Source organism: Acidobacterium sp. FHG110202_01 (assembly GCF_059115305.1).
Genome location: NZ_JBZYWJ010000006.1, coordinates 324,392 through 346,223 on the forward strand (window position 1 = coordinate 324,392; position 21,832 = coordinate 346,223).

17 protein-coding genes are annotated in these 21,832 nt (G+C 56.6%); 12 read left to right on the plus strand and 5 right to left on the minus strand.

Translation table 11 applies throughout. The annotated features are described in order from the left end of the window. Positions 1 to 14 precede the first annotated feature (14 nt). Positions 15 to 1,286 carry an MFS transporter gene (locus tag AC5S16_RS14920; protein ID WP_493930875.1) on the minus strand — a complete coding sequence of 424 codons (1,272 nt, stop codon included), beginning with the start codon at positions 1,284 to 1,286 and terminating at the stop codon, positions 15 to 17. A gap of 106 nt (positions 1,287 to 1,392) precedes the next feature. Here AC5S16_RS14920 and AC5S16_RS14925 point away from each other — a divergent pair, with 106 nt between their 5' ends. Continuing rightward, the gene (locus AC5S16_RS14925) at positions 1,393 to 2,460 is read left to right on the plus strand and encodes a YncE family protein (RefSeq protein WP_493930876.1); all 1,068 of its coding nucleotides are present in this window, start codon (positions 1,393 to 1,395) and stop codon (positions 2,458 to 2,460) included. A 214-nt stretch (positions 2,461 to 2,674) separates the two neighbouring features. On the opposite strand, the gene AC5S16_RS14930 is transcribed toward AC5S16_RS14925, so the two are convergent. Together AC5S16_RS14930 and AC5S16_RS14935 are read right to left on the minus strand one after the other, a co-directional pair. After that, a complete protein-coding gene (locus AC5S16_RS14930) occupies positions 2,675 to 3,952 on the minus strand; it encodes a flavin monoamine oxidase family protein (RefSeq protein WP_493930877.1) in 1,278 nt (425 codons plus the stop codon). Positions 3,953 to 4,152: 200 nt separating this feature from the next. Beyond that, positions 4,153 to 4,908 carry a FadR/GntR family transcriptional regulator gene (locus AC5S16_RS14935; RefSeq protein ID WP_493930878.1) on the minus strand — a complete coding sequence of 252 codons (756 nt, stop codon included), beginning with the start codon at positions 4,906 to 4,908 and terminating at the stop codon, positions 4,153 to 4,155. A 360-nt stretch (positions 4,909 to 5,268) separates the two neighbouring features. Here AC5S16_RS14935 and uxaC point away from each other — a divergent pair, with 360 nt between their 5' ends. From uxaC to AC5S16_RS14960, 5 genes are all read left to right on the plus strand, one after another. Next, on the plus strand, positions 5,269 to 6,663 hold the full coding sequence (gene uxaC, locus AC5S16_RS14940) for a glucuronate isomerase (protein ID WP_493930879.1): 1,395 nt from the start codon (positions 5,269 to 5,271) through the stop codon (positions 6,661 to 6,663). 70 nt (positions 6,664 to 6,733) lie between these two features. After that, positions 6,734 to 8,041 carry an MFS transporter gene (locus AC5S16_RS14945; protein WP_493930880.1) on the plus strand — a complete coding sequence of 436 codons (1,308 nt, stop codon included), beginning with the start codon at positions 6,734 to 6,736 and terminating at the stop codon, positions 8,039 to 8,041. Between the two features lie 169 nt (positions 8,042 to 8,210). Beyond that, positions 8,211 to 9,485 (plus strand): nickel-dependent putative hexonate epimerase, encoded by a 1,275-nt coding sequence (locus AC5S16_RS14950; RefSeq protein ID WP_493930881.1) that lies wholly within the window; start codon positions 8,211 to 8,213, stop codon positions 9,483 to 9,485. Positions 9,486 to 9,503: 18 nt separating this feature from the next. Continuing rightward, positions 9,504 to 10,811, plus strand: a complete 1,308-nt coding sequence (locus tag AC5S16_RS14955) for a tagaturonate epimerase family protein (RefSeq protein ID WP_493930882.1) — start codon at positions 9,504 to 9,506, stop codon at positions 10,809 to 10,811. 91 nt (positions 10,812 to 10,902) lie between these two features. Beyond that, positions 10,903 to 11,676 (plus strand): SDR family NAD(P)-dependent oxidoreductase, encoded by a 774-nt coding sequence (locus AC5S16_RS14960; RefSeq protein WP_493930883.1) that lies wholly within the window; start codon positions 10,903 to 10,905, stop codon positions 11,674 to 11,676. A gap of 802 nt (positions 11,677 to 12,478) precedes the next feature. On the opposite strand, the gene AC5S16_RS14965 is transcribed toward AC5S16_RS14960, so the two are convergent. Then, entirely contained in the window at positions 12,479 to 14,020 is a 1,542-nt protein-coding gene (locus AC5S16_RS14965) for a multicopper oxidase family protein (protein WP_493930884.1), read from the minus strand. 358 nt (positions 14,021 to 14,378) lie between these two features. After that, positions 14,379 to 15,992: a phospholipase C gene (locus AC5S16_RS14970; RefSeq protein WP_493930885.1), complete on the minus strand. Its 1,614-nt coding sequence runs from the start codon at positions 15,990 to 15,992 to the stop codon at positions 14,379 to 14,381. 491 nt (positions 15,993 to 16,483) lie between these two features. On the opposite strand from AC5S16_RS14970, the gene rpsP reads away from it, so the two are divergent. From rpsP to rplS, 6 genes are all read left to right on the plus strand, one after another. Next, the gene (gene rpsP, locus AC5S16_RS14975) at positions 16,484 to 16,717 is read left to right on the plus strand and encodes a 30S ribosomal protein S16 (protein ID WP_493930947.1); all 234 of its coding nucleotides are present in this window, start codon (positions 16,484 to 16,486) and stop codon (positions 16,715 to 16,717) included. Positions 16,718 to 16,894: 177 nt separating this feature from the next. Then, a complete protein-coding gene (locus tag AC5S16_RS14980) occupies positions 16,895 to 17,182 on the plus strand; it encodes a KH domain-containing protein (protein ID WP_493930886.1) in 288 nt (95 codons plus the stop codon). 46 nt (positions 17,183 to 17,228) lie between these two features. After that, on the plus strand, positions 17,229 to 17,762 hold the full coding sequence (rimM, locus tag AC5S16_RS14985) for a ribosome maturation factor RimM (RefSeq protein WP_493930887.1): 534 nt from the start codon (positions 17,229 to 17,231) through the stop codon (positions 17,760 to 17,762). Positions 17,763 to 17,923: 161 nt separating this feature from the next. Next, the gene (gene trmD, locus AC5S16_RS14990) at positions 17,924 to 18,724 is read left to right on the plus strand and encodes a tRNA (guanosine(37)-N1)-methyltransferase TrmD (protein WP_493930888.1); all 801 of its coding nucleotides are present in this window, start codon (positions 17,924 to 17,926) and stop codon (positions 18,722 to 18,724) included. Positions 18,725 to 18,909: 185 nt separating this feature from the next. Beyond that, entirely contained in the window at positions 18,910 to 21,144 is a 2,235-nt protein-coding gene (locus AC5S16_RS14995; RefSeq protein WP_493930889.1) for an aryl-sulfate sulfotransferase, read from the plus strand. A gap of 138 nt (positions 21,145 to 21,282) precedes the next feature. Then, positions 21,283 to 21,636, plus strand: coding sequence for a 50S ribosomal protein L19 (gene rplS, locus AC5S16_RS15000; protein ID WP_493930890.1), 354 nt, complete (start codon positions 21,283 to 21,285; stop codon positions 21,634 to 21,636). The last annotated feature ends 196 nt before the right edge of the window (positions 21,637 to 21,832 follow it).

Genomic DNA, 21,832 nt, shown 5'->3' on the forward strand with positions numbered 1-21,832 from the left:
TTCCGATTCGGAACTCATTCTGTGCGCAGAAAATATGCGATCACCGCGGCAATAAGAAGCAGGCCTGCGACCGCAGCCAGCGCGGCGTGGAAGCTGTGCGTGGCGTCGCTGGCGCGGCCCATCACATAGGATCCGCAGAATCCGCCAAGCGCTCCAATGGAATTGATAATGGCGATGCCGCCTGCGGCTGCGGTTCCCCGCAGCATCGCTGTAGGCAATGCCCAGAAGGGCCCGAAGCAGCCCCAGATGCCGGCAACGGCGAGAAAAAGCGCGGCCATCGCCATCCATGGGCTCTGGAGGATGACGCTCAGGGCGAATCCAGAGGCTGCGCCGAGCAGGCTTACGACAAGATGCCCTTTGCGCTCCTGCTTCCGGTCGGACGAACGCGCGATAAGGATCATGGCAATGGCGGCCAGCAGGTAGGGCACGGCAGTGAGCAGAATCACACGCAGATCGGAGGCATGGGAAAGCTGCTTGAGCACAACCGGCAGCCAGAGGCTCAGGCTGTAGAGACCGACGCTGATCGCAAAATAAATGAAAGCCAGCTGCCACAGCACGGTGTTGCGCCACACATCGCGCAGGTGCACGGAATGCGAGGCCGAGATGGTTGCGTGCTCGGCGGCCAGCGTTTCGCTGAGCCATGATCGCTCATCGGGATCGAGCCAGTGCGCCTGCTCGGGAGAATCGGTCAGCACCAGAAACACGAACGAACCAAGCAGGATCGATGGCAGGCCTTCACCGACGAAGAGCCATTTCCATCCGGCGATGCCTGCGGTCCCATCCAGCCGGAGCAGAAGGCCTGAAAGCGGCGCGCCGATGACGCCGGCGATGGCGGTCGCAGCCATGAAGAGCGCTACCGCTCGCGCACGCTGCCGGCGGGGAAACCAGTAGGTAAGATAGAGGACGATTCCGGGAAAGAATCCGGCCTCGGCTGCTCCGAGAAGAAAACGCAGCAGGTAGAACGCGATGGGAGTATGCACCAGGGGCATGCTGGCGGAGATGACGCCCCATACGAGCATGAGGATGCCGATCCAACGGCGCGGGCCAAGGCGTAGCAGGACGAGATTGCTTGGAACTTCAAAGAGGGCGTAGCTCAGGAAGAAGAGGCCTGCGCCTGTGCCGTAGACGGTGTCACTGAAGTGGAGCTCGCGGCGGATGAAGAGTGCGGCGTATCCCACGTTGACGCGGTCGAGGTAGGCAAAGACATAGAGCGTAAAAAGAAAAGGCAGCAGGCGGGCGGAGATGCGCGCCAGCGTTTTTTCTGAGAGCTGTTCGGTTGTCTCCATGCAGAATCACTTGCGATCTTAATGGTTCTGTTGGTTTCAGGGCCATCGGATGTATGGGAAATTTTGTGTGCCGGTTCGTCCATTGCTATATAAAGGTTCCGCAGCTATGAAAACTATTTTTCGTGCGATCGCGATGTGCAGCCTTCTGGCTGCGCTGAGCCTGTGGGCCCAGAGCACGCCCAAGGCGGCGCTGCTGGTGCTTTCGAAGGTCGACCAGACACTCTCAATTGTCGATCCAGCGAGCCTGAAGGTAATTGCGCGGATGCCTGTGGGAAAAGACCCGCATGAGGTGATTGCCTCGACGGATGGCAAGCTGGCTTATGTCTCGAATTACGGCTTTGGCGCGTATAACACGCTGGCGGTTATCGATCTGGTTGGGCAGAAGGCGCTGCCCCCGGTTGATCTCGGGCCACTGCGCGGTCCGCATGGTCTTACATTCGTTGACGGCAAAGTGTGGTTCACTGCCGAAGCTGCGAAATCCATTGCGCGGCTGGATCCGGCGACGAACAAGGTTGACTGGATTCTGGGCACAGGCCAGAACCGGACGCACATGATTTATGTTTCTCCCGATCAGCAGCGCATTATCACTACGAATGTAAATTCCGCCACGATCAGCATCATTGAGAAGGTTACTGTCACTCCGCCGGGGCCGCCTCCGGGGGCTGGTCCAAATCCGGGTCCGGGAGCGGCGCCGCGGAATATGCCGCCTCCGGGCAATCGAACCGACTGGAACGAGACGGTCATCCCGGTAGGCAGAGGCTCGGAAGGATTTGATGTTTCTCCCGACGGCAGGGAGATATGGGTTGCTAATGCCCAGGACGGGACCGTGTCCATCATCGACATCGCCGCAAAGAAAGTTGCACAGACGCTCGCGGCAAATGTCGAGGGCGCGAACCGTCTGAAATTTACTCCTGATGGAAAGCTTGTCTTTATTTCAAGCCTGCGCAAGCCTGATGTTGCGGTATTCGACGCCAGCACGCACAAGGAAGTGAAACGCATTCCTGCAGGCCGCGGCGCGGCGGGGATTCTTATGGAGCCCGACGGCAAGCGCGTGTTTGTTTCGTGCTCGCCGGACAATTATGTAACCGTGATTGATACGAAATCGTTGCAGGCGGTGGGTCGCATCGAGGCAGGCCATGAGCCGGATGGGTTGGCGTGGGCTGTTGAGCGCTAAGAGCTGATTCACCGAACTACCCCAGGTTAGCTTCTCACCCCACCATGCGAAAACCGCGCATAGTGGGGACCCCGATTCGCGAACCCTGGGGCACCCGTATATGTGGCTGCCGATACAACTGCAGGTCCCTCCACTGCGCTCCTTACAGTCGCTCCGGTCGGGATGACAAATTGTTTTTCGATCCAGCCAAAAACTAATTCGCTCCTAATTCGTTCTAGGGGGCGAGCACCTGCTGTGCTGCGCGCAGTCCGGAACGAAGTGCTCCGTGGACTGTTCCCCAGTGGCCGGTGGTGTCGGTGTGTTCTCCGGCAAAAAACAATGTGTCTTCGACCGGCTCGCTCATGATCTCTGAGGCGTGGAGCGCGCCGGCGGGAGCGTAGCTGTAGGCTCCGAGGCTGAATGGATCGTGCTGCCAGTCGTGCGTGTGCTGGCTCACTAATAACTCGCGCAGATGCTGTTCCGGGATGGTGAAGATTTTTGCCAGGGTCTGCAGGCTCAGGCTTGCCAGGCTCTCGTTGTTCGCAACTGCAGGCGACAGTGCTGCCGGGCCGCCGATCCAGCCGGTGAGCATCGGCGTTGTTCTGGGGGCGGGCGTCCACCAGACGCGCGGGAGATCTTCCTGCGAAAACAGGAAACCTACATCAGGAAATTTGTTCTGCCAGAACCGCTCACGAAAGAGAAACGTGATGCGCCGGGCGGTGCCCATGGCCATCTGCGCTGCGGCCTGCAATGTACGGACCGGTTCAGGATCGAAGCGCACGCTGCCGGACTGGAGAACACCTAGGGGCAAGGTGAGGATGCAGTGTTGGACTTCGAATGAGCTTGGATGATGGTCGCCGCGCATGGCCCTGACGCGGACGTTTCCGCCTTGCCACTCAACAGACCGCACTGCGGTGGAAAAGAAAATTTCTCCGCCTGCTTCTTCGAAGCGGTTCAGCAGATAGCCGGGGATTCCGCTATATCCGCGCTGAAGGCGGAATCCGCGCATGCCTTCGATGGCGTCTTCTGCGACCTGCTGCTTAGCCAATGCTGCGGTTCCGATTTTTGAAGCGTCAGCGGCGTTGAAGCCTTCAACGAAAGCTGTGGCGGATTCAACAATCTCTGCAGGCAGGTTTTTACGCGCGATCCATTCTGCAAAATTTGTGTCTTCTGCATTCTGCAGTTCTTCCAATATCTCGAATGCGGGCATCTCCTGGCATTCGCGCAGAATGTCCTGTTCAAAACAGAGGCTGGAGCCATGGAGCTCGTAATTTTCGAGGCCAGCTTCATGGATGAGCTGCCACAGCTCGGGGGGACGGCCATGAACAAATTCAGCGCCCAACTCTACGGGGAGGTCGAAGCCATCGGCATGCAGGGTGAAGAGACGGCCGCCGATGCGCGCGCGGGCTTCGAGCAGGGCTACGCGTTTGCCCGCTTCTGCGAGGATGCACGCAGCTGCCAAGCCGGCAACGCCAGCTCCTACAATGAGCACATCGTATTTTGTATCAGGCATGGAGATCAACTATAGGAAGTGTCTGATACGTTCAACCGCGAGATTGGGGGAAGAGTCCATTTCATCGGAAAAGCAGTCCCTCAGCGGCTAAAGCCGCACTGCATTCTTGTGGTTATGGCACGGCTAAAGCCGTGCCCCTTCAAAACAATGACTTTTCAGCAACCCTTTGAAGCCCGACACTTCTACTCCAAACCATATGACTAAACCTTGCGAATGATGGCCTTCTTTGTGGAGGAGGTACGCTTTTTATCTTTTGCCGAAGCCTGCTCGGTCACCTGGGCTGATTCAGCCATTTTGAGATGCCGCTCCATGACAGCGCGCGCCTCTTTCGGGCTCCGCGAACGGATGGCGCGGTAAATTTCGCGATGGATTTCCGCTGACTGCTTCAGGTCGCGCGAACGCTCCACGGTTTTGCGGCGCTCGTCGTAGAGCGCGGCAGTGATGGTCTCCATCAGGATGGCAAGAATCGGATTACCGGAGGCTTCGGCGATGGTGCGGTGGAAGCGCATATCGTGAATCAGATATTCCTGCGGCTCCTGGAAAGTCGCGTACATTTCGGTGACCTCTTCGGCAAGCGCGGTGAAGTGCTGTTCGCGTCCGCGCTCTGCGGCCAGGGCAGCGAGATGGCTTTCAAGAACCATGCGCGCTTCAAACATCTGCGCCGGCTTGAAGCCATGGAGCACGCTGAGCAATTCGAGAGAAGCGCCGCCGAGGGCGGGAGGACCGTCGGCAACAAAGGTTCCGACGCCATGGCGCACGTTAAGCACGCCCATGGCGGCGAGATGGCCGATCCCGGCGCGAAGACTGGCGCGGCTGATCTTCAGCTTCTTGGCGAACTCGCGCTCGGGAGGAATCTTATCGCCGGGGCGCAGCGTTCCATCTTCAATCAATTTGCGGATGTGGTTGACCACCTGCATGGTCAAGCGGGCTTCGTGATTGTGGTTTGCTTCACTCATGGTCGTTTCGCGCCTGCCAGTGAGATTGCATATTTCCGGAGTTTAAAGAGGTTACTGAAAAAATCGGCTTCGTTTCAAAGACAGTCCCTCAGCGGCTAAAGCCGCACTGATTTTACGTTCCTTACGGCACGACTAAAGTCGTGCCCCTTCAAAACTACGACTTTTTCAGCATCCTCTAAACCTGAAGGCCGATGCTTCTACCTTCATCTAAAGATGGACTATATCTGAATGAGAACTGCTTCAACACGACTCTATCGTCATGGCGAACTACTTTATCATCAAATTTGAAAGTTCCACCAGAGATAGGCTAACTTGTAGTGGTTAGACCACCGCCGGAATACCCAAAGGAAGAACAGGCCCATGGCAATCCTTCACGAAGACAGGCTTTTTCCTGCTGACCCGGAAACACGCGGCATTGCGCGCCGCCTTTACGCTACGGTTCGCGATCTTTCGATCATCAGTCCGCACGGGCATACGGATGCTGCCTGGTTTGCGAAGAACGAGGCCTTCCCTAACCCGACGCAGCTTTTTATTCTGCCTGACCACTATGTCTACCGGATGCTTTACAGCCAGGGCGTCTCCATGAAAGAGCTGGGGATTCGTGAGGCTGCGCCCAAGAATCCGCGCAAAATCTGGCGCATCTTTGCGGAGAATTATCATCTCTTCCGCGGCACTCCGTCGCGCCTGTGGCTCGATTATGAATTTGAAAAACTTTTTGGTTTTGAGGAACGGCTCAGCGCTGCCAATGCAGACCATTATTACGACGTGATCGACGAGAAGCTGCAGCAGCCGGAGTTTCTTCCGCGCGCGCTTTATGAGCGCTTTCGCATTGAAGTGCTGGCTACGACGGATTCGCCGCTCGATACGCTTGAGAATCATCGCGCTATCCGCGAGTCGGGCTGGAAGGCGCGTATTGTGCCGACGTTCCGGCCTGATTCGGTAGTTGATCCTGCGTTCGATGGATTCAGGAAGAACATTGACTGCCTAGGAGAGCTGACAGGCGAGGACACGGCCAAATGGGGCGGCTATGTGAATGCGCTGCGCAAGAGCCGCGAGCGTTTCAAGACGCTCGGAGCTACGGCGACCGATCATGGCCATCCTACGGCGAACACGGCAAACCTGAGCACGAAGGAAGCTGCGTCGTTATTCGATATTGTTCTTTCAGGAAAAGCGACGACCGAGCAGCAGGAACTTTTCCGCGCGCAGATGCTGACGGAGATGGCGCGCATGAGCGTGGAGGATGGGCTGGTGATGCAGATTCATCCAGGCAGCTTCCGCAATCACAACCAGAAAATCTTTGAGCAGTACGGACGGGACTCAGGCGCGGACATTCCGACGACGACGGATTATGTTCACGCGCTGAAGCCGCTGCTCGATGCATTCGGCAACGAGCCTTCGCTGACGATTATTCTTTTTACTCTGGATGAGTCGACATACAGCCGCGAGCTGGCTCCGCTGGCAGGGCATTACCCTTGCCTGCGGCTGGGACCGCCGTGGTGGTTCTTCGACAGCCCTGAAGGCATGATGCGCTTCCGCGAGCTGGCGACGGAGACGGCGGGCTTCTACAACACGGTTGGATTCAACGATGACACGCGCGCGTTTCTTTCCATTCCATCGCGCCATGATGTGGCCCGGCGCACGGACTGCGCATTTCTAGCGCGGCTGGTTGCCGAGCATCGTCTGGAAGAAGACGAGGCTTTCGAGCTGGCGCAGGATTTAACAGTAAACCTCGTGCGCAAAGCATACCGTTTATAGGGACTGAGACAGCGATTCGTCTTGCCCATCGCTACAACACGCAGATATAACCAAGCGAAGGCCAGTTTGCATGACTCTCTCAGGGAACTCGACCGAATCTCAGCCGCTTTCTGACCAGGCTGTTGCCAAACCTGGTAAGACCAATGTGCGTTGGACAATCTGCGCACTGCTTTTCTTCGCTACTTCGATCAATTACATGGACCGGCAGGTGCTGAGTCTTCTGGCTCCGATGCTGCAGCACAGCATTGGCTGGACGGAGACGCAGTATGGTTACATTATCGGAGCGTTTCAGGCGGCGTACGCGATCGGCCTGATTCTTGCGGGCCGCATGGTCGATAAGCTGGGAACGCGCATCGGCTATGCCGTCATCATGGGTATCTGGAGCCTTGCGGCGATGAGCCATGCGCTGGCGCGCTCGGCTCTGGGATTTGGCATTGCGCGCTTCTTTCTTGGGATTGGAGAGTCGGGCAACTTTCCGGCTGCCATTAAGACTGTTGCTGAATGGTTCCCGCAGAGCGAGCGCTCGCTGGCGACGGGTATTTTCAACTCAGGTACAAATGTCGGCGCGATTCTTGCTCCAGCTTTGATTCCGTGGATCACGCTGCGCTTCGGCTGGCGCGCAGCGTTTCTCGCAACCGGCATCTTCAGCCTTACCTGGATCACCTGGTGGCTGACGCATTACCGCAAGCCGACAGAGCACCCGAAGGTCAATCCACCTGAGCTGGAGCATATCCTCTCCGATCCATTTCAGCCGACGGCGCAGATTTCATGGGGAAAGCTTTTTGTGCGCAGACAGACGTGGGCTTTCTCGATGGGGAAATTTCTTACCGATCCTTTCTGGTGGTTCTATCTCTTCTGGCTGCCGAAGTTTTTCAATGCGCGCTTTCACCTGGACCTGTCGCACCTGGGGCTGCCGCTGATTGTTGTTTACAACGCGTCGGCGATCGGAAGCATTGGGGGCGGCTGGCTTCCTTCGTTCTTCCACCGCAGGACAGGAATGGCGATGGCAAAGGCGCGCCTGACGGCGATGCTGATCTATGCTGTCGCGGTTGTGCCCATCTTCTTTGCCGGGCGGACAAATTCGGAGTGGATGGCGGTTGCGCTGCTGAGCCTTGCGGCTGCGGCACACCAAGCGTGGTCAGCCAACCTGTTTACGACGGCTTCGGATATGTTTCCGAAGAGCGCTGTGGGCGGCGTGGTGGGCATTGGCGGCATGGCCGGGTCGGTGGGCGGATTTCTCCTTTCCATCACAACGGGAAAGATTCTGGAGATCACGCACAGCTATGCATCGCTTTTCGCCATGGCTGCCTCGGCTTATCTGATTGCGTATCTTATTTTGAACGCGCTGGCGCCCGGGTTGAAAAAAGTTGAGGTCTGAGGAAGGGGGCAGAATTTCCCTCAGGGGCTAAAAGCCCTGTCCTGCGGCAGTCTTCACGGCACGGCTAAAGCCGTGCCCCTTCAAAAACGATCAAAGTGATCCACACCCCAAAGCGCTCTTCGGGGTGGTCATACCACTTGAATTCAGCGTACACTGAAAACGTAAGCTCATGAGCCTTTACCTCAGCGCCGGAAGCGGCACGACTGAATTCACATCGGAACAGCTTAAAGCCATGCTCTTTGAAGCGCTGGATGCGCTGGGAGAGCGCAGGCGTGTGCTTGTTGTTCCTCCTGATCAGACACGGGTGCACTCGCGCGCCGGTGAACTGACACGTTACGCGTGGGAATACTACGGTGGGAGGCTGGAGACGATTCTGCCTGCTCTGGGCACGCATTCCGCCATGTCGCCGGCAAGCCTGACGCGCATGTTCGGCGAAGTGCCGCACTCGTTGTTTCGCGCGCACAACTGGCGGACAGACATTGAAACTCTGGGTGAGGTTCCGGCGGATTTCATCCGCGAAAAATCAGAAGGCAAGCTGAATTATGCCTGGCCGGCGCAGGTGAACAGGCTGATTTCGGGCGGCGGGTTCGATCTTGTGCTGTCGATTGGCCAGGTGGTGCCGCACGAAGTGATCGGCATGGCCAATTACAACAAGAACATTCTTGTGGGCACAGGCGGACGCGAGGGCATCAACCGCAGCCACTATCTGGGCGCGGTTTACGGCATGGAACGCATCATGGGGCGCGCGGATAATCCGGTGCGCCAGGTGCTGAATTATGCCTCGAATACGTTTCTGAAAAACATTCCGATTGTCTATGTGCACACGGTTGTGAGCCGCAATGCTGAGGGGCATCTGGCGGTGCGCGGGCTCTTTATTGGGGACAATGTCGAGTGCTTTCTTCGCGCGGCCGATCTGAGCCTTCAAGTGAATTTCGAGATGCTGGATAAGCCGATCAAGAAGGCCGTCGTCTACCTTGAGCCGCATGAGTTCAAGAGCACCTGGCTTGGGAATAAATCAATCTACCGCACGCGCATGGCGCTTGCTGATGAAGGCGAATTGATAGTGCTTGCTCCCGGAGTGAAGGAGTTTGGCGAAGATCCGGGGATTGATGTGCTGATCCGCAAGTATGGATATCGCGGCACGCCGTATACGCTCGAAGCGGTGGAGAAGAATCCGGAGCTTGCTGCTGACCTGAGCGCAGCGGCGCATCTGATTCATGGGTCGTCGGAGGGGCGGTTCAACATTACTTACTGTCCGGGATCGCTCACCAAGGAAGAAGTGGAGAGCGTTGGTTTCCGCTATGCCGATCTTGCGATGATGACAGCGAAGTACGATCCGGAAAAGCTGGCGAACGGTTACAACACCGTCGATGGCGAAGAGGTTTTCTTTATTTCCAATCCCGGTCTTGGGCTGTGGGCCTATCGCGGCCGGTTCAAATCGTAATCCAAGGAGCATGGCGGAATGGGCGCTCTCACCCTGCCGAAGTATTCGATCGGAACAGGCGACAGGTTCGTACATCAGGCCAAGGCGCAGCTGGCGGCCTGCGTGCAGGCGGCGAAGGCCGGCGTCGAGGTCATACCTGTATGGAACAAGTCGAACCGCGAACACACGATCATTGGCTCGGAACCTGTGTCAACGCGCATCGCGGCGGATGCAGCGGTGAAGGCGCTGGGCTGGACGAAGCCCTACTTCTGCGATGCAGACCATATTGGACTTACTACGGTCGATCGCTTTCTGCCAGCATGCGATTTCTACACCATTGATGTTGCCGATCTGATCGGAACGCCGGCGACTCCGGCTGCGGTTGCGACATTCATTGAGCGGCATCCGGAGCTCCTGGGCGAGATCAGGATTGATGGCATTGACGAACCGCTGACGATCACCCGCGAGTTTCTGGAGAAGGTGGCGAACCAGTTTCTTGCTGCGGTGCAGCAGGCGGCAGTGATTTACCAGAAGATTGCGGCACACAAGGGTGAGGGCAATTTCATCACAGAAGTTTCGATGGACGAGACGGATTCGCCGCAGACTCCTGCAGAACTGCTGATTATCCTGGCGGCTGCGGCAGATGAGAAGATTCCGCTACAGACGATTGCTCCGAAATTCAGCGGACGGTTTAACAAGGGTGTCGATTATGTAGGCGATGTGGCGCAATTCGAGAAGGAATTTGCTCTCGATGTGGCGGCAATTGCTCATTCGGTGAAGCATTACGGACTGCCGAAGGACCTGAAGCTCAGTGTGCACTCGGGCAGCGATAAGTTTTCCATCTATGCCGCGATTCATAAGACCATCCGCAGATTTAATGCCGGCGTGCACCTCAAGACCGCGGGCACGACGTGGCTCGAAGAATTGATCGGACTGGCGGAAGCGGGCGGCGACGGGCTGGCGTTGGCCAAGGAAATCTATGCCCAGGCCTACGATCATCGTGAAGAGCTGTGCGGGCCTTATGCGACGGTGATCGATATCGATCCGAAGAAGCTGCCATCGCCGGAGGAAGTGGCGGGGTGGTCGTCCGATCAGTACACTTCGGCGCTGCGCCATGATCCTAATTCGCCTGCTTATAACAGCAGCCTGCGGCAGCTGCTGCATGTCGGGTTCAAGATTGCGGCGAAGATGGGCGACCGTTATCTTGATCTGCTGGAGGCGAATGAGGCGGTTGTGGGGCGGAATGTTACCGAGAATCTTTTTGTGCGGCATATTGGGCCTGTGTTTCTTGGGGTGACTTCAGAAGAGGCCGGTGCTGCGGTTGGTCATGCCCAGGTGAAGGGCTAACCAGTTCTGATTGCAGTTCTATCCTGAGGAGAGCGAAAAAGCAGATCCTTCGCTTCGCTCAGGATGACAACACTAAATCATAGGAATACGAATGGGTCATCCTCTTAGTCTTGAAGGGAAAATTGCTGTCATTGTTGGCGGCACGTCGGGGATTGGGCGTGCGCTCAGTATCGGACTTGCTGAGGCGGGCGCGGATGTTGTTGCTTCGGCACGGCGCAAGGAGCAGGTCGACGAGACTGCCGCCGAGATTGAAGCGCGGGGCAGGCGAACGCTGCGCGTCTCTTCTGATGTGAGCGACCGGGCTTCGCTCGAAAACCTGCTGGCACAGACGCTTGAGCACTTCGGCAAGGTCGATATCCTCATCAACTGCGCCGGCAAGATCAAGCGCGCGCCTACGCTTACCTTTCCTGAGGATGAGTGGCAGAGCATCATCGATGTGAACCTTACGGGGACTCTCCGCTCCTGCCAGATCTTCGGCAAGCACATGCTTGAGCGCGGCTATGGGCGGATCGTCAATATTGCTTCGCTCAATACTTTTGTTGCGCTCTCAGAAGTTGCGGCTTATGCGGCGAGCAAGGCGGCGGTGGCCTCGCTTACCCGGTCGCTGGCCGTGGAGTGGTCGAAAAATGGCGTGCTGGTGAATGCGATTGCTCCCGGGGTCTTCCGGACGGCGCTCAATGCACAGCTGCTGGACAGCACTCCGCGAGGCAAGGAGCTGCTGATGCGGACTCCTATGGGGCGGTTCGGGAAGACAGAAGAGGTGGTCGGGGCGGCGATTTATCTTGCTTCGGATGCGGCTTCTTATGTCACCGGGCAGGTGCTAGTGGTGGATGGCGGGTTTCTGGCTTCCGGGGTGAATCAGTAAAAACCTTTCACTGCAAAGGACGCTGAGGTTCGCGGAGGTACGCAGAGGGAATTTTCTGCTCGAAGCAGGCTCCGCTAACTGACCACTCAAGCCAAACGAAGGCTTGAATGGGGTATCTGGCGCATACTATTAGCGACAGGGCTCAAATACATGGAAAGCAACAAGCTTGATGCGGGAGATCGAGTGCGGGTCTCCGATGACTTCTTCTGGGCTCGAGGTGCAACCGGCACGATTTCGAAACCGCCAGACGCGGTTACCGCCATTTCTGAACCATGGGACTGAGAACTCACCCGGCAAGAGAAAAGCGCTCTCGGAACGAACACTATTTACTGGGTCTGGTTCGACGAACCTCAGTACGATGCTGAAGGGGACGGCCCGTATCGAGGCGGATCAATCTGGGAAAGCGCTCTAATGATCCTCAAGAACAATGAGAACTGACCTGGAAGTCGTAGAATCTCTTATTCAGCAGGCTGGAGGCTCTTTTGAGCCTCTGCTTGGTTCTCCTGGCTCAGACCACCACCCTCCCCGTTGAACTGCCGATGAAAGGGATGAGGCACCTGCCATCCTGCAAAACTCCCAGGTTAGCTTCGCGAACCTGGGGCACCCATGTGATGACTGCCAATGCGAAAAAGCGGTCGCTGCTTCGCAACGATTCGACTCCGTTCCCTTCGGTCACTTTGCTCAGGATGACAATTTTGTGGGGAGCGCTACTTCTGTGACAACGTCAATGACGACTTGTGGGTGAAGCGCTCACATAAACAATTTTTAGATAGACCTGTATCTTCACCACATCCAAATAGAGCTATTTCTCTACTACTTCGAAGGGGCGCATCATTTCGTTGTCTTCGTGTTCGAGGACGTGGCAGTGCCAGACGTAGCGGCCTGTGTAGCCTTCGAAGGGGACGATGATGCGGGTGACCATTCCCGGGTCGGCGCGTACTGTGTCCTTCCAGCCTCTTTCGTTGGGGTCGGGCGGGACGATGGGGCCGGTGAAGCGCAGCTCGTTCGTCTGCTGGTAGTGGAAGACTTCGAAGCGGCGGCGGTCGAGGACCTGAAAGCGGACGAGGTGCAGGTGGATGGGATGCGAGTCGTCGGTAAGATTGACCAGCTCCCAGATTTCGGTGGTATTGAGCACGGGCTTTTCGCTCACCGGAGCGTGCCAGGGGGTGTTGTTCAGGAGCATGCGCATGGAGCGCTGGATGTCGTCCATCTCTTCGTCGAGCGTGAGGCGGCGGGTTTTTACGGCGCTGGACTCGGCGAGGCGCTCGAACTGGTACAGCTGCTCGGGGACGGCGCCGCGCTCGCCGGCAGATGACTTCCCTACCCTGAATTGCAGAATGGAAAAGCTGTCGCTCACGAACTCGACATTCTGCCCGGCCATTGAACTAAAGTCGATGAGCAGGTCGGCGCGCTCTGCCGGGGCCATGGTGATGCGTTTCAGTTTGACCGGCTCGACGAGCAAGCCCTGGTCGGAGCCGATCTGATAGAACTCGGCGCTGTTCTCAAGCGAGAAGCGGAAGAAGCGGCCGTTTGATCCGTTCATTACCCGAAACCGATAGAGGCGCGGCTCGACTTCGAGATAGGGCAGGAGTTTTCCGTTGGCGAGGATGGCGTTGCCGAAGACCTCGGGCACCCAGACCTGGCCTTTCTTTTCCGAGACGGGGTATTCGAGCTGACCGTCGGTCCTGAGCATGCGGTCGCAGATCATCAAGGGGATTTCATACTTGCCTCTCGGAAGCGTGAGAGGATTCTCGCGGTCATCACGGAGGAGAACCATGCCCAGCATGCCGGCATAGGTGTTCAGCCGGTTTATGCCCATGGTGTGGTCGTGGTAGAAAAGCATGGCGGCGTGCTGCTTTGATGGGTAAAAGCAGGTCTGTGACTTGCCGGGAACGGTCCAGTCTTCGGGGTATCCGTCGCTGGCTGCGGGCGTGCGGCCTCCGTGGAGATGGATGACGGCGCGGACCTCGGGCAGGCTCGCTTCTGCTCCGTGGAGCGCGTGGTCGATGGGCAGCAGATGGCGCGCGGGTAGCTGGTTGGCCCACTCGACGATCATTCCCTGAGCAATGGGCGCTTCGAAAGTGGGGCCAGGAAAGCTGCCGCCGAGGGTCCACATGCGCGTGGGCGGGAGGTCGCGATGAACTTTGATCATCGCTTCGTGCATGGGGATGCGATAGTACGGGATCTGCTGCTTTGTGTCTTCAGGGTGCTGGCGCGTGCCTGCTGGTTTCGCGATTACGGGGATGGGTAGCGGGTCAACATATGGGTGCAACGTGGATGGGTCGAGCTGTTGGGCATCCGGAGGCGCGGGGAGCATGTGAGCCAGCGAGAAACTGCCGCTCATGGCCAGGAAACTTCTACGTGTGATCAAACTTATTCCTCTTGCTATTTGCTTAAAAGAAAATCTACCGCCAAGGCGCGAAGGACGCCAAGAAAACCGCTAAGGAATCGATTCGCATGCTGTCCGGGGCCAAAGCCCCTATGTTTTCGATCCTCTTTCACCGGCCTAAAGGCCGGTGCTTCTACCGAAAACCCTATCCGTCAGACAGCCTACGCCCTAGCTTTCGTGCTATCCCACTCAAGCCAAATGAAGGCTTGAATGGGCCACCCAGCCTCGCCCGACTGGAATGAGTCTTCTCGACATAAAAAACGTGGGGATGGCGCGAAGCCATCCCCATATTTTCGTGACGGCTTGCGCCTGGTTAGTATAAGCCGCCGCCGTGGAGCACCTCGCCGGAGGTCTCGTCGAGGATATAGAGGCCGGCGTTTGAAGGTAAGCGGGAATTGAAATTGAACATACCGTTCAGAGTGCCAGCCAGCGTGTCGAAGGAGCCCTGAATGCGCTCTCCGGCAAGCCAGTTGTCTTCCACGAACTTCAGGATCGAGGTCTGATCCGTGGTGGTGTGGTCAACATAGTTGTGCTTTGCCCAGGGCGAGATCACGAGCAACGGGAGGCGCGGGCCATAGCCGCAGCGTCCCTGCGCATGTGCCGCGGTGAGGCCGGGCAGAGCTGTATCGGTGCCGTTGCCGCACTGGCCAGAAGCGGTGAGGGCATCGGCGGCGGTGGTTGACTGGTTGACGATGGGGCTCATCTGGTGGTCATACCAGCCGTCGGAGTCGTCATAGGCGATGACAACGGCGGTGGAGTTCCACTCGGGACGAGTCTGAAGGAAGTTGATAACCGAAACGACGAAGGTCTGCTCGTCGAGCGGGTCAGAGTACCCAGCGTGGGCGTCCTGATAGCCAGGGGCCTTCAGATAGCTCACGGCAGGCATGTTGCCGGCGCGCACAGCGGTAAAGAAGTCGTTGGTATCGTACTGGTGGTTTGCCTGATCGGTCTTTCCAATCATGGACACTGCAGAGGGCCGCAGGTGCTTCGGATTGGCAGTCGTCTTGTAGTACTGGAAGGGCTGGTGGTGCGGGATATAGTCGGCCTTGGCGCTGTTGGTGTAGCCGGAGGTATGGGAGCGGCTGCAGCCGGTGGTGCCGTTCGGGTTCTTCTCGGTGAGATCGAAGCCGCCTTCGAAGAATCCCCAGGTGATGCCCTTGGCGTTGAGCAGGTCGCCGACGTTCTGGCCGCCGAACTGTACGAGAGCACCTGTGGTGGTGGAGCAGACATCGCCCACCGGATCGGCGTCGCTGATGAGCGTGTAGCCGCCGTTGCCGTCTTCAATGACGTCGCCAGTAGCATTGCTCTGGTCGGTAATGCCGTTGGTCTGGCCGGAGATGAGGTTGATGGCACCAGGAGTCGAAGGACCGAAATTGGTGTCATACGAGTTGTCGCTCATGGCATAGCGCTGCGCATAGTTCCACAGAGCGGTGACGGTGTTGCCGTCATAGTAGCCCATGACGAGACCGTTGGTTGTCTGCCCGGTAGGCGGAGGTCCAGGGGTTCCGGTGTAGGCAGGGAAGCCATCCATCAGGCCACCGTGGAAGGCCTGCTGTTCCGGCGTGTAGTCGTGGTCCTGGTCAGCGGTAGCGACCTGCTTGCGGTCCAGACGGAAGGGGTTGGCAGCTCCGCCGCCATTGAGCGTCGTATTCAGAAAATTCGGATTGTTGTTGAGCAGAGCGCTGTTCAGTCCGTTTACGGTCGGCGTGTTGGGCGCGGCATAGAAATGTGGGCCGAGCGGCGGATTGACGGCATTGGGGTAGGTTCCGAAGTAGTGATCGAAGGAGATGTTTTCACCAAAGATCACAACGAGGTGCTTGATGGGCGTCGCGGTGTCATTGTCCCGCTGAGCACTTGCAGCGGCTGGGGCAATCAACTGGCCAGAGACCAGCAAGGCTGCCAGCGAACTGGCAACAAGCTTTTGCATGGTAATCCTCCATACCGGGGAAATATGTTTTCCGGCAGTCCCTTAGTAAATTGGAAAGCATAGTTGTTGCTTCACAGGAATGTTACAAACAGAAGAAAACTTGCGACTTGCGGAGATTCAGCATCAGCGTGTCCAAGGCGAGGAAATTTTTGCTTTTCTGCGGCGAGATTCTTACGCGGTAGATGAAAAATCTACCGCCAGTGGATGTGGAAGGGACGCTGAAGCATGCAGAGGGGCCTGATGAACTGAATTGACTTGTCGTATCAGGAATTCGTGCAGGCGGAAAGAAACTGCAGGTTCTTCGACTGCGCTCAGAATGACAACCTGCAATTGCTCCGGCGGGGATGACAATTGGTCGAAGGATCATTTTTTGAAATCCCTGCTATACTAAGGCGTTGGGTGTTGTGTGCGCCTGTGTCTTATCACGGCCGCTTCAGAAACATCTCCCCAAAAAACAGAACCAGGATTGAAAGGAAGATTTACCTGTGCTGATGATTCGTCTGGCGCGTTTTGGCGCCCGCAAGCAGCCTTATTACCGTGTGGTAGTGATTGAGAAGGATCGCGCCCGCAATGGTCGCTCAGTGGAAGTGGTTGGTACCTACAATCCTCGTACCACTCCGGCAACCGTTGACCTGAAGCGCGAGCGCATTGACTACTGGACGGGCAAGGGCGCGCAACTCTCCGACACGGTGCAGCGTCTTTTGAAGACAACAGCTGCGGCTTAGCTTCTGGTGCCGGGTTGTTGTCCGGCTTCTCTCCCAACTTTAAAGATGGGTTATCTGCTTGAAGTGCCGGAAGTAATACGAAATTGAGACACTAGAAAGCACTGTCCTCCCTCACAGTGAACTGTTAGTATGAGCCAGCCCTTGAGACAGCTGGTTCTCGAAGGTGGGGGCAGAACGATGATGTTAGAACAGAAGCCAGACAATATGCAGGAACTAGTCACCGAGATCGCGAAGGCTCTGGTGGATGACCCAGGTGCTGTAATTGTAGAAGCAGTGGAGCGGGATGAGAGCACGGTGCTGAAGCTCCGTGTGGCTCCGACGGATGTAGGCAAGGTGATCGGCAAACAGGGACGTACGGCCCGTTCGATGCGTACGATCCTGGGCGCGGTCAGCATGAAACACCATCACCGCTACACGCTCGACATTCTGGAAGAACACAAGGTGCAATTAACCCCCGGCGAGTAAGTCTTTTTCTCGCTCCCCCTGAATGCACAACGAACCGCAGTGGATCGTGATTGCGCATCTCGTCCGTCCGCAAGGACGCCAGGGCGAGATACTTGCAGAGATCCTCACGGATTTTCCGGAACGCTTCGGCGAACGGCGCGAACTGGCGCTGCTCGATGACGCGGGTGAACTGCTGCGGTCTGTGACTCTTGAAGGCCATTGGCTGCATAAAGGCCGCGTGGTTCTGAAGTTTTCCGGGATCGAGACGATCTCGGATGCTGAGGCGTTGCGCGGGCTGGATGTTGCCATTCCGCGGGAACAACGCGCGCCGCTCGATGAGGATTCGGTTTATATTTCGGACCTTATCGGATGCTGCGTGGTGGATGTGGGTGGCGGCGAACCGCGTTCCGTTGGCGAGATTGTTGCGGTGGACCGTGAGAGTGCCGGCACTTCCCTGCTAGTGCTGAAGCCGGCTGAGAGCAATGAAGAGCTGCTTGTTCCCTTTGTGAAGGCCTATCTGCGGAAGATGGATCTGGAACATCGGCGCATCGAGATGTCACTGCCGGAGGGGCTGCTTGATATCAATGCTGATCGCGAGTAGAGCTTCTGGGTTTTGCGACTGTATATAGAATCGTTTAGTGTAGCCGGAAGCAAACTGCGGGTCCCTCCGCCTTCGGCTCCGGTCGGGATGACAATTCATTAGTAATCACTAAAACTAATTCCAGCCCCACGCGCTCTGTGTACTCTGAAGAGACAGGCTCCATGCATTTTGACATCGTCACTATCTTTCCGGATTTCTTTTCGGGCATCCTCGGTCATGGCGTGCTTAAACGCGGTATTGCCGGCGGGTTGCTGCGCATCGAGATGCACAATCTTCGGGATTTTGCGCATGACAGGCATCGCACGGTGGATGACCGTCCTTTCGGCGGCGGTGAAGGCATGGTGCTGAAGCCTGAGCCACTGGCTGAGGCCATTGAATCGCTGGGTGTCGGGCTAAGGACGGAGCGCGATCTCTCTAGAGAGACGGTCATTCTGCTTTCGGCGCAAGGGGCCAGGTTTACCCAGTCCACGGCGCGGGAGCTGGCAGTGCTGGAGCACGTTGTTCTGGTTTGCGGGCGCTATGAGGGTGTGGATGAGCGTGTGAATGAGCTCTTCTGCGACCGCGAGCTTTCGATCGGAGATTATGTTCTTTCTGGTGGAGAGCTGGCGGCTGCCGTGATCCTCGATGCCACGATGCGGCTGATTCCGGGAGTGCTGGGGAATGAGGCTTCAAGCGCCTATGAGAGCTTCGGGCAGCCTGATGCCCACTTTCCGGAAAATGAGGATGGGCCGCCGCGCTCGACGCATGGGGCTGGAGGGTTGCTGGATTATCCGCACTACACGCGGCCGGCAGAGTTTCGCGGACTGTCGGTGCCGGAAGTTTTGTCCGGCGGCAACCATGACCAGATTCGCCGGTGGCGGCGGGAACGAGCGCTTGAGAAGACATGGCGGAACCGACCTGATCTGTTAGAAAACGCTCCGCTGACCAAAGAAGATCAGGAATTCCTGGCTCAATTGAAGTAAAAACTTTACATTCCCCTCTAAAAAAGGATTTTCTACATACCCAATAAGCGCGTAGAATTTCGGGCTTTGAGGGCAGAAAGAAGTTCCCTGCCGAAGATCCCCGTCGGAACAGCCTATTTCTACAAAAGGCTCTCGTCCTTCGGGTCTGATGTACCAATTTTGAGTTGGATGTACCTGGAGGCGTGATGAAGCATGCTCTTTCCTTCGGTGTCCTTCTTTTGGCTTCTGCTCTTACTGGTTGCGGCGGCGGGAATCATAATGAAACCCCGAGCCAGACATCGACTCAGCCCCAAGGTCAAGCTGATTTTTCTGTCATAGCCGCTCCATCAACAATCACAGTAGTTCCGGGCAGCGCTGCACAGACAATCTCAGTTGTGGTTACGGCGGTGAACGGCTTCAGCGGGGATGTTACTGTGACAGCCGGGTCACTTCCCACGGGGATAACAGCAACACCATCGAGCCTGTCCCTCAAACCGGGCTCACAGGGACAGATAAGTATAGCGGCGGACGCAAGCGCCGCAGCCGGCACAGCCAACATCTCATTTAAAGGAACTTCGGGCACGCTCACACATGATGCGACCGCAGCTTTAACCGTTACCGCACCGGTGACGGCTGCTTCGTTGAGCACGACGGCTTTCGATTTCGGGAATAACCTAGTGAACAATCCTCTCAGCAAAACAGTTGTAACGGTCACCAATACAGGCCAATCTACGCTGACCATGAGCCCTGCGCTGAGCGGAGATGCGAGCTATGCCATTGACTCAAGCACGTCATGCGGCCAACAACTGGCAGCGGGTGCCAATTGCGATGTTATCGTCAAGTACACACCTACAATAGCTTCTGCGCCTGCAACACAGAACGCTACATTGAACATGGGCTTCAGCAATGTGTCCGCGGGAACTCCGCTGACGGTCGCGATTACAGGAACTTCCTCGACTTTGTCTGCCGGACAGGTAACAGCTACCGATAATCCTCAGGTCGCGCTCTACACCATGACACTGCCTTTTCCGGGCAGTGTGAAAGTCAATTTCGGGACAGATACTAACTACGGCCTGAGCACATGGAGCCAGTCAACATCCAAGGCCGGCGGCACTGTGAGCATTTATGTAGCGGGCATGCGCGCCAGCACCGCGTATCACATACAGGCTGCAATAGAGTTTGACAACGGCATTACGGCACAGGACAGCGACCATACCTTCACAACGGGAGCTGTGCCGGCAAATATGCGGTTGAGTGTGACAGCAACAACGACAGCAGGGATGACACCGCAACCGGGACTGGAGCTGCTGAACCCTCTGAACGGTAATGCGACAGGAGTAGTAGTGACCGATCTTGCGGGCAACATATTGTGGACGTATGCTGACCCCGGCAATGCATCTTTAAACTTTATTGACGGCGTAAAAATGCTGCCCAATGGGGATTTCCTGATGACCATCGGGGCAAATTCAAGCAATCCCCTGAATGGAGCACTTCCTGGAGGGACAATCAACGAGATGCGTGAAGTCAATCTCGCAGGAGATACCGTACGTGAAATTACAATCGACGACCTGAATGTAGAACTTGCGAACGCTACCTGTACTGAGTGCCATGTGACGGTCGATACCTTCCATCATGATGTAGAGCCTCTGCCAAACGGTCATTGGCTGGTGCTGGCCAATACAACCATGGCGCTGTCCAGCACAAGCACGCCTCCTCTCACCAATACTTCTGCAACTACCGTGCTCGGCGATGTGATTGTGGACCTGGACCAGAATCTGAAACCGGTATGGGCATGGAATGAATTCAATCATCTGGACCCAAACCGCCATCCGATGATGTTTCCTGACTGGACGCATACAAACGCCATAGTCTACTCAAAAGATGACGGCAATATTCTGGTTTCCATGAGGCACCAGAACTGGGTTGTCAAGGTCAATTATGCAGATGGCACAGGGGACGGCAGTATTCTGTGGCATTTGGGGGAAGGCGGAGACTTTACCCTTCAGGGAGGCACAGATCCAACCGACTGGCAATATGCCCAGCACGCTCCATCGTTCTTCAGCTCGAATACCAGCGGTGTATTCTCACTTGGCTTAATGGATAACGGTGACGACAGGATCTTTCCCACGGGCAACACCTGCGGTACAAGTGGAGCTCCTGCATGTTATACGACGGTTCCAGTGTGGCAGATTGACGAGGGTGCAAAAACTGCGACCCTTACTTTCCATCAGGTATTGCCAGCCAGTCTCTACAGCAATTTTGGCGGCAATGCAGAACAACTCGCAAATAATGATGTGGAATATGATCTCTGCGCGCTAGGTCAGGTATTTGAAGTAACTCCGGAAAGCGCTCCACAAACAGTCTGGCACATGCAGACTGTCGGAGCACCCCTGTACCGGGCATCTCGTATTCCGAGCTTGTATCCAGGGGTGCAATGGTGAGGTTTGATTTGGCAAGGAAGAGGCAGCTATTCCTATTTTCCGTTAGAGGACAGGTCGCATAAAACGATATCGAAGCCCTGCAAATCCTTACGTTTTCGTGTAAACTAAAAGTTCTGAATTCAACTGCAGGAAAGAACTATGTCTATCCATCCCGTCATGCAGCGCCTTGCCGAAAAGCTGAACCGCACGGACCTGCCCCCTTTCGTGCCCGGCGACACGGTGCGCGTGCAGGTCAAGATCAAGGAAGGCGATAAAGAACGCCTCCAGGCATTTGAGGGCATTGTGATTGCCCGCAAGAATGGCCCCCAGGGCACCTTCACCGTCCGCAAGATGAGCTTCGGCCAGGGCGTTGAGCGTATCTTCCCTTTCAACTCGAAGGTCATCGATAAGGTCGAGAAAGTCCGCTCGGCCCGTGTCCGCCGCGCCAAGCTCTTCTATCTCCGCGGTCTTCGCGGCAAGGCTGCTCGCTTGAAGGAAATCGAGCGCGCTTAGGTTGTTCTCAGCTTCGTGAAAACGCCCCGGTCGAAACCGGGGCGTTTTTTATTTGCAAAAGACCTTGGTGGATTGTTCAATTTGCTTGCCGGGTCGATTAAAAGAGAAAGTCCATGCGCACAGTAATGAGAAATAGTTCGCACAGTTCGGACGAACGTCGGGGGCGAGACGAATTGCACGGTCCTGCCAGCTACGA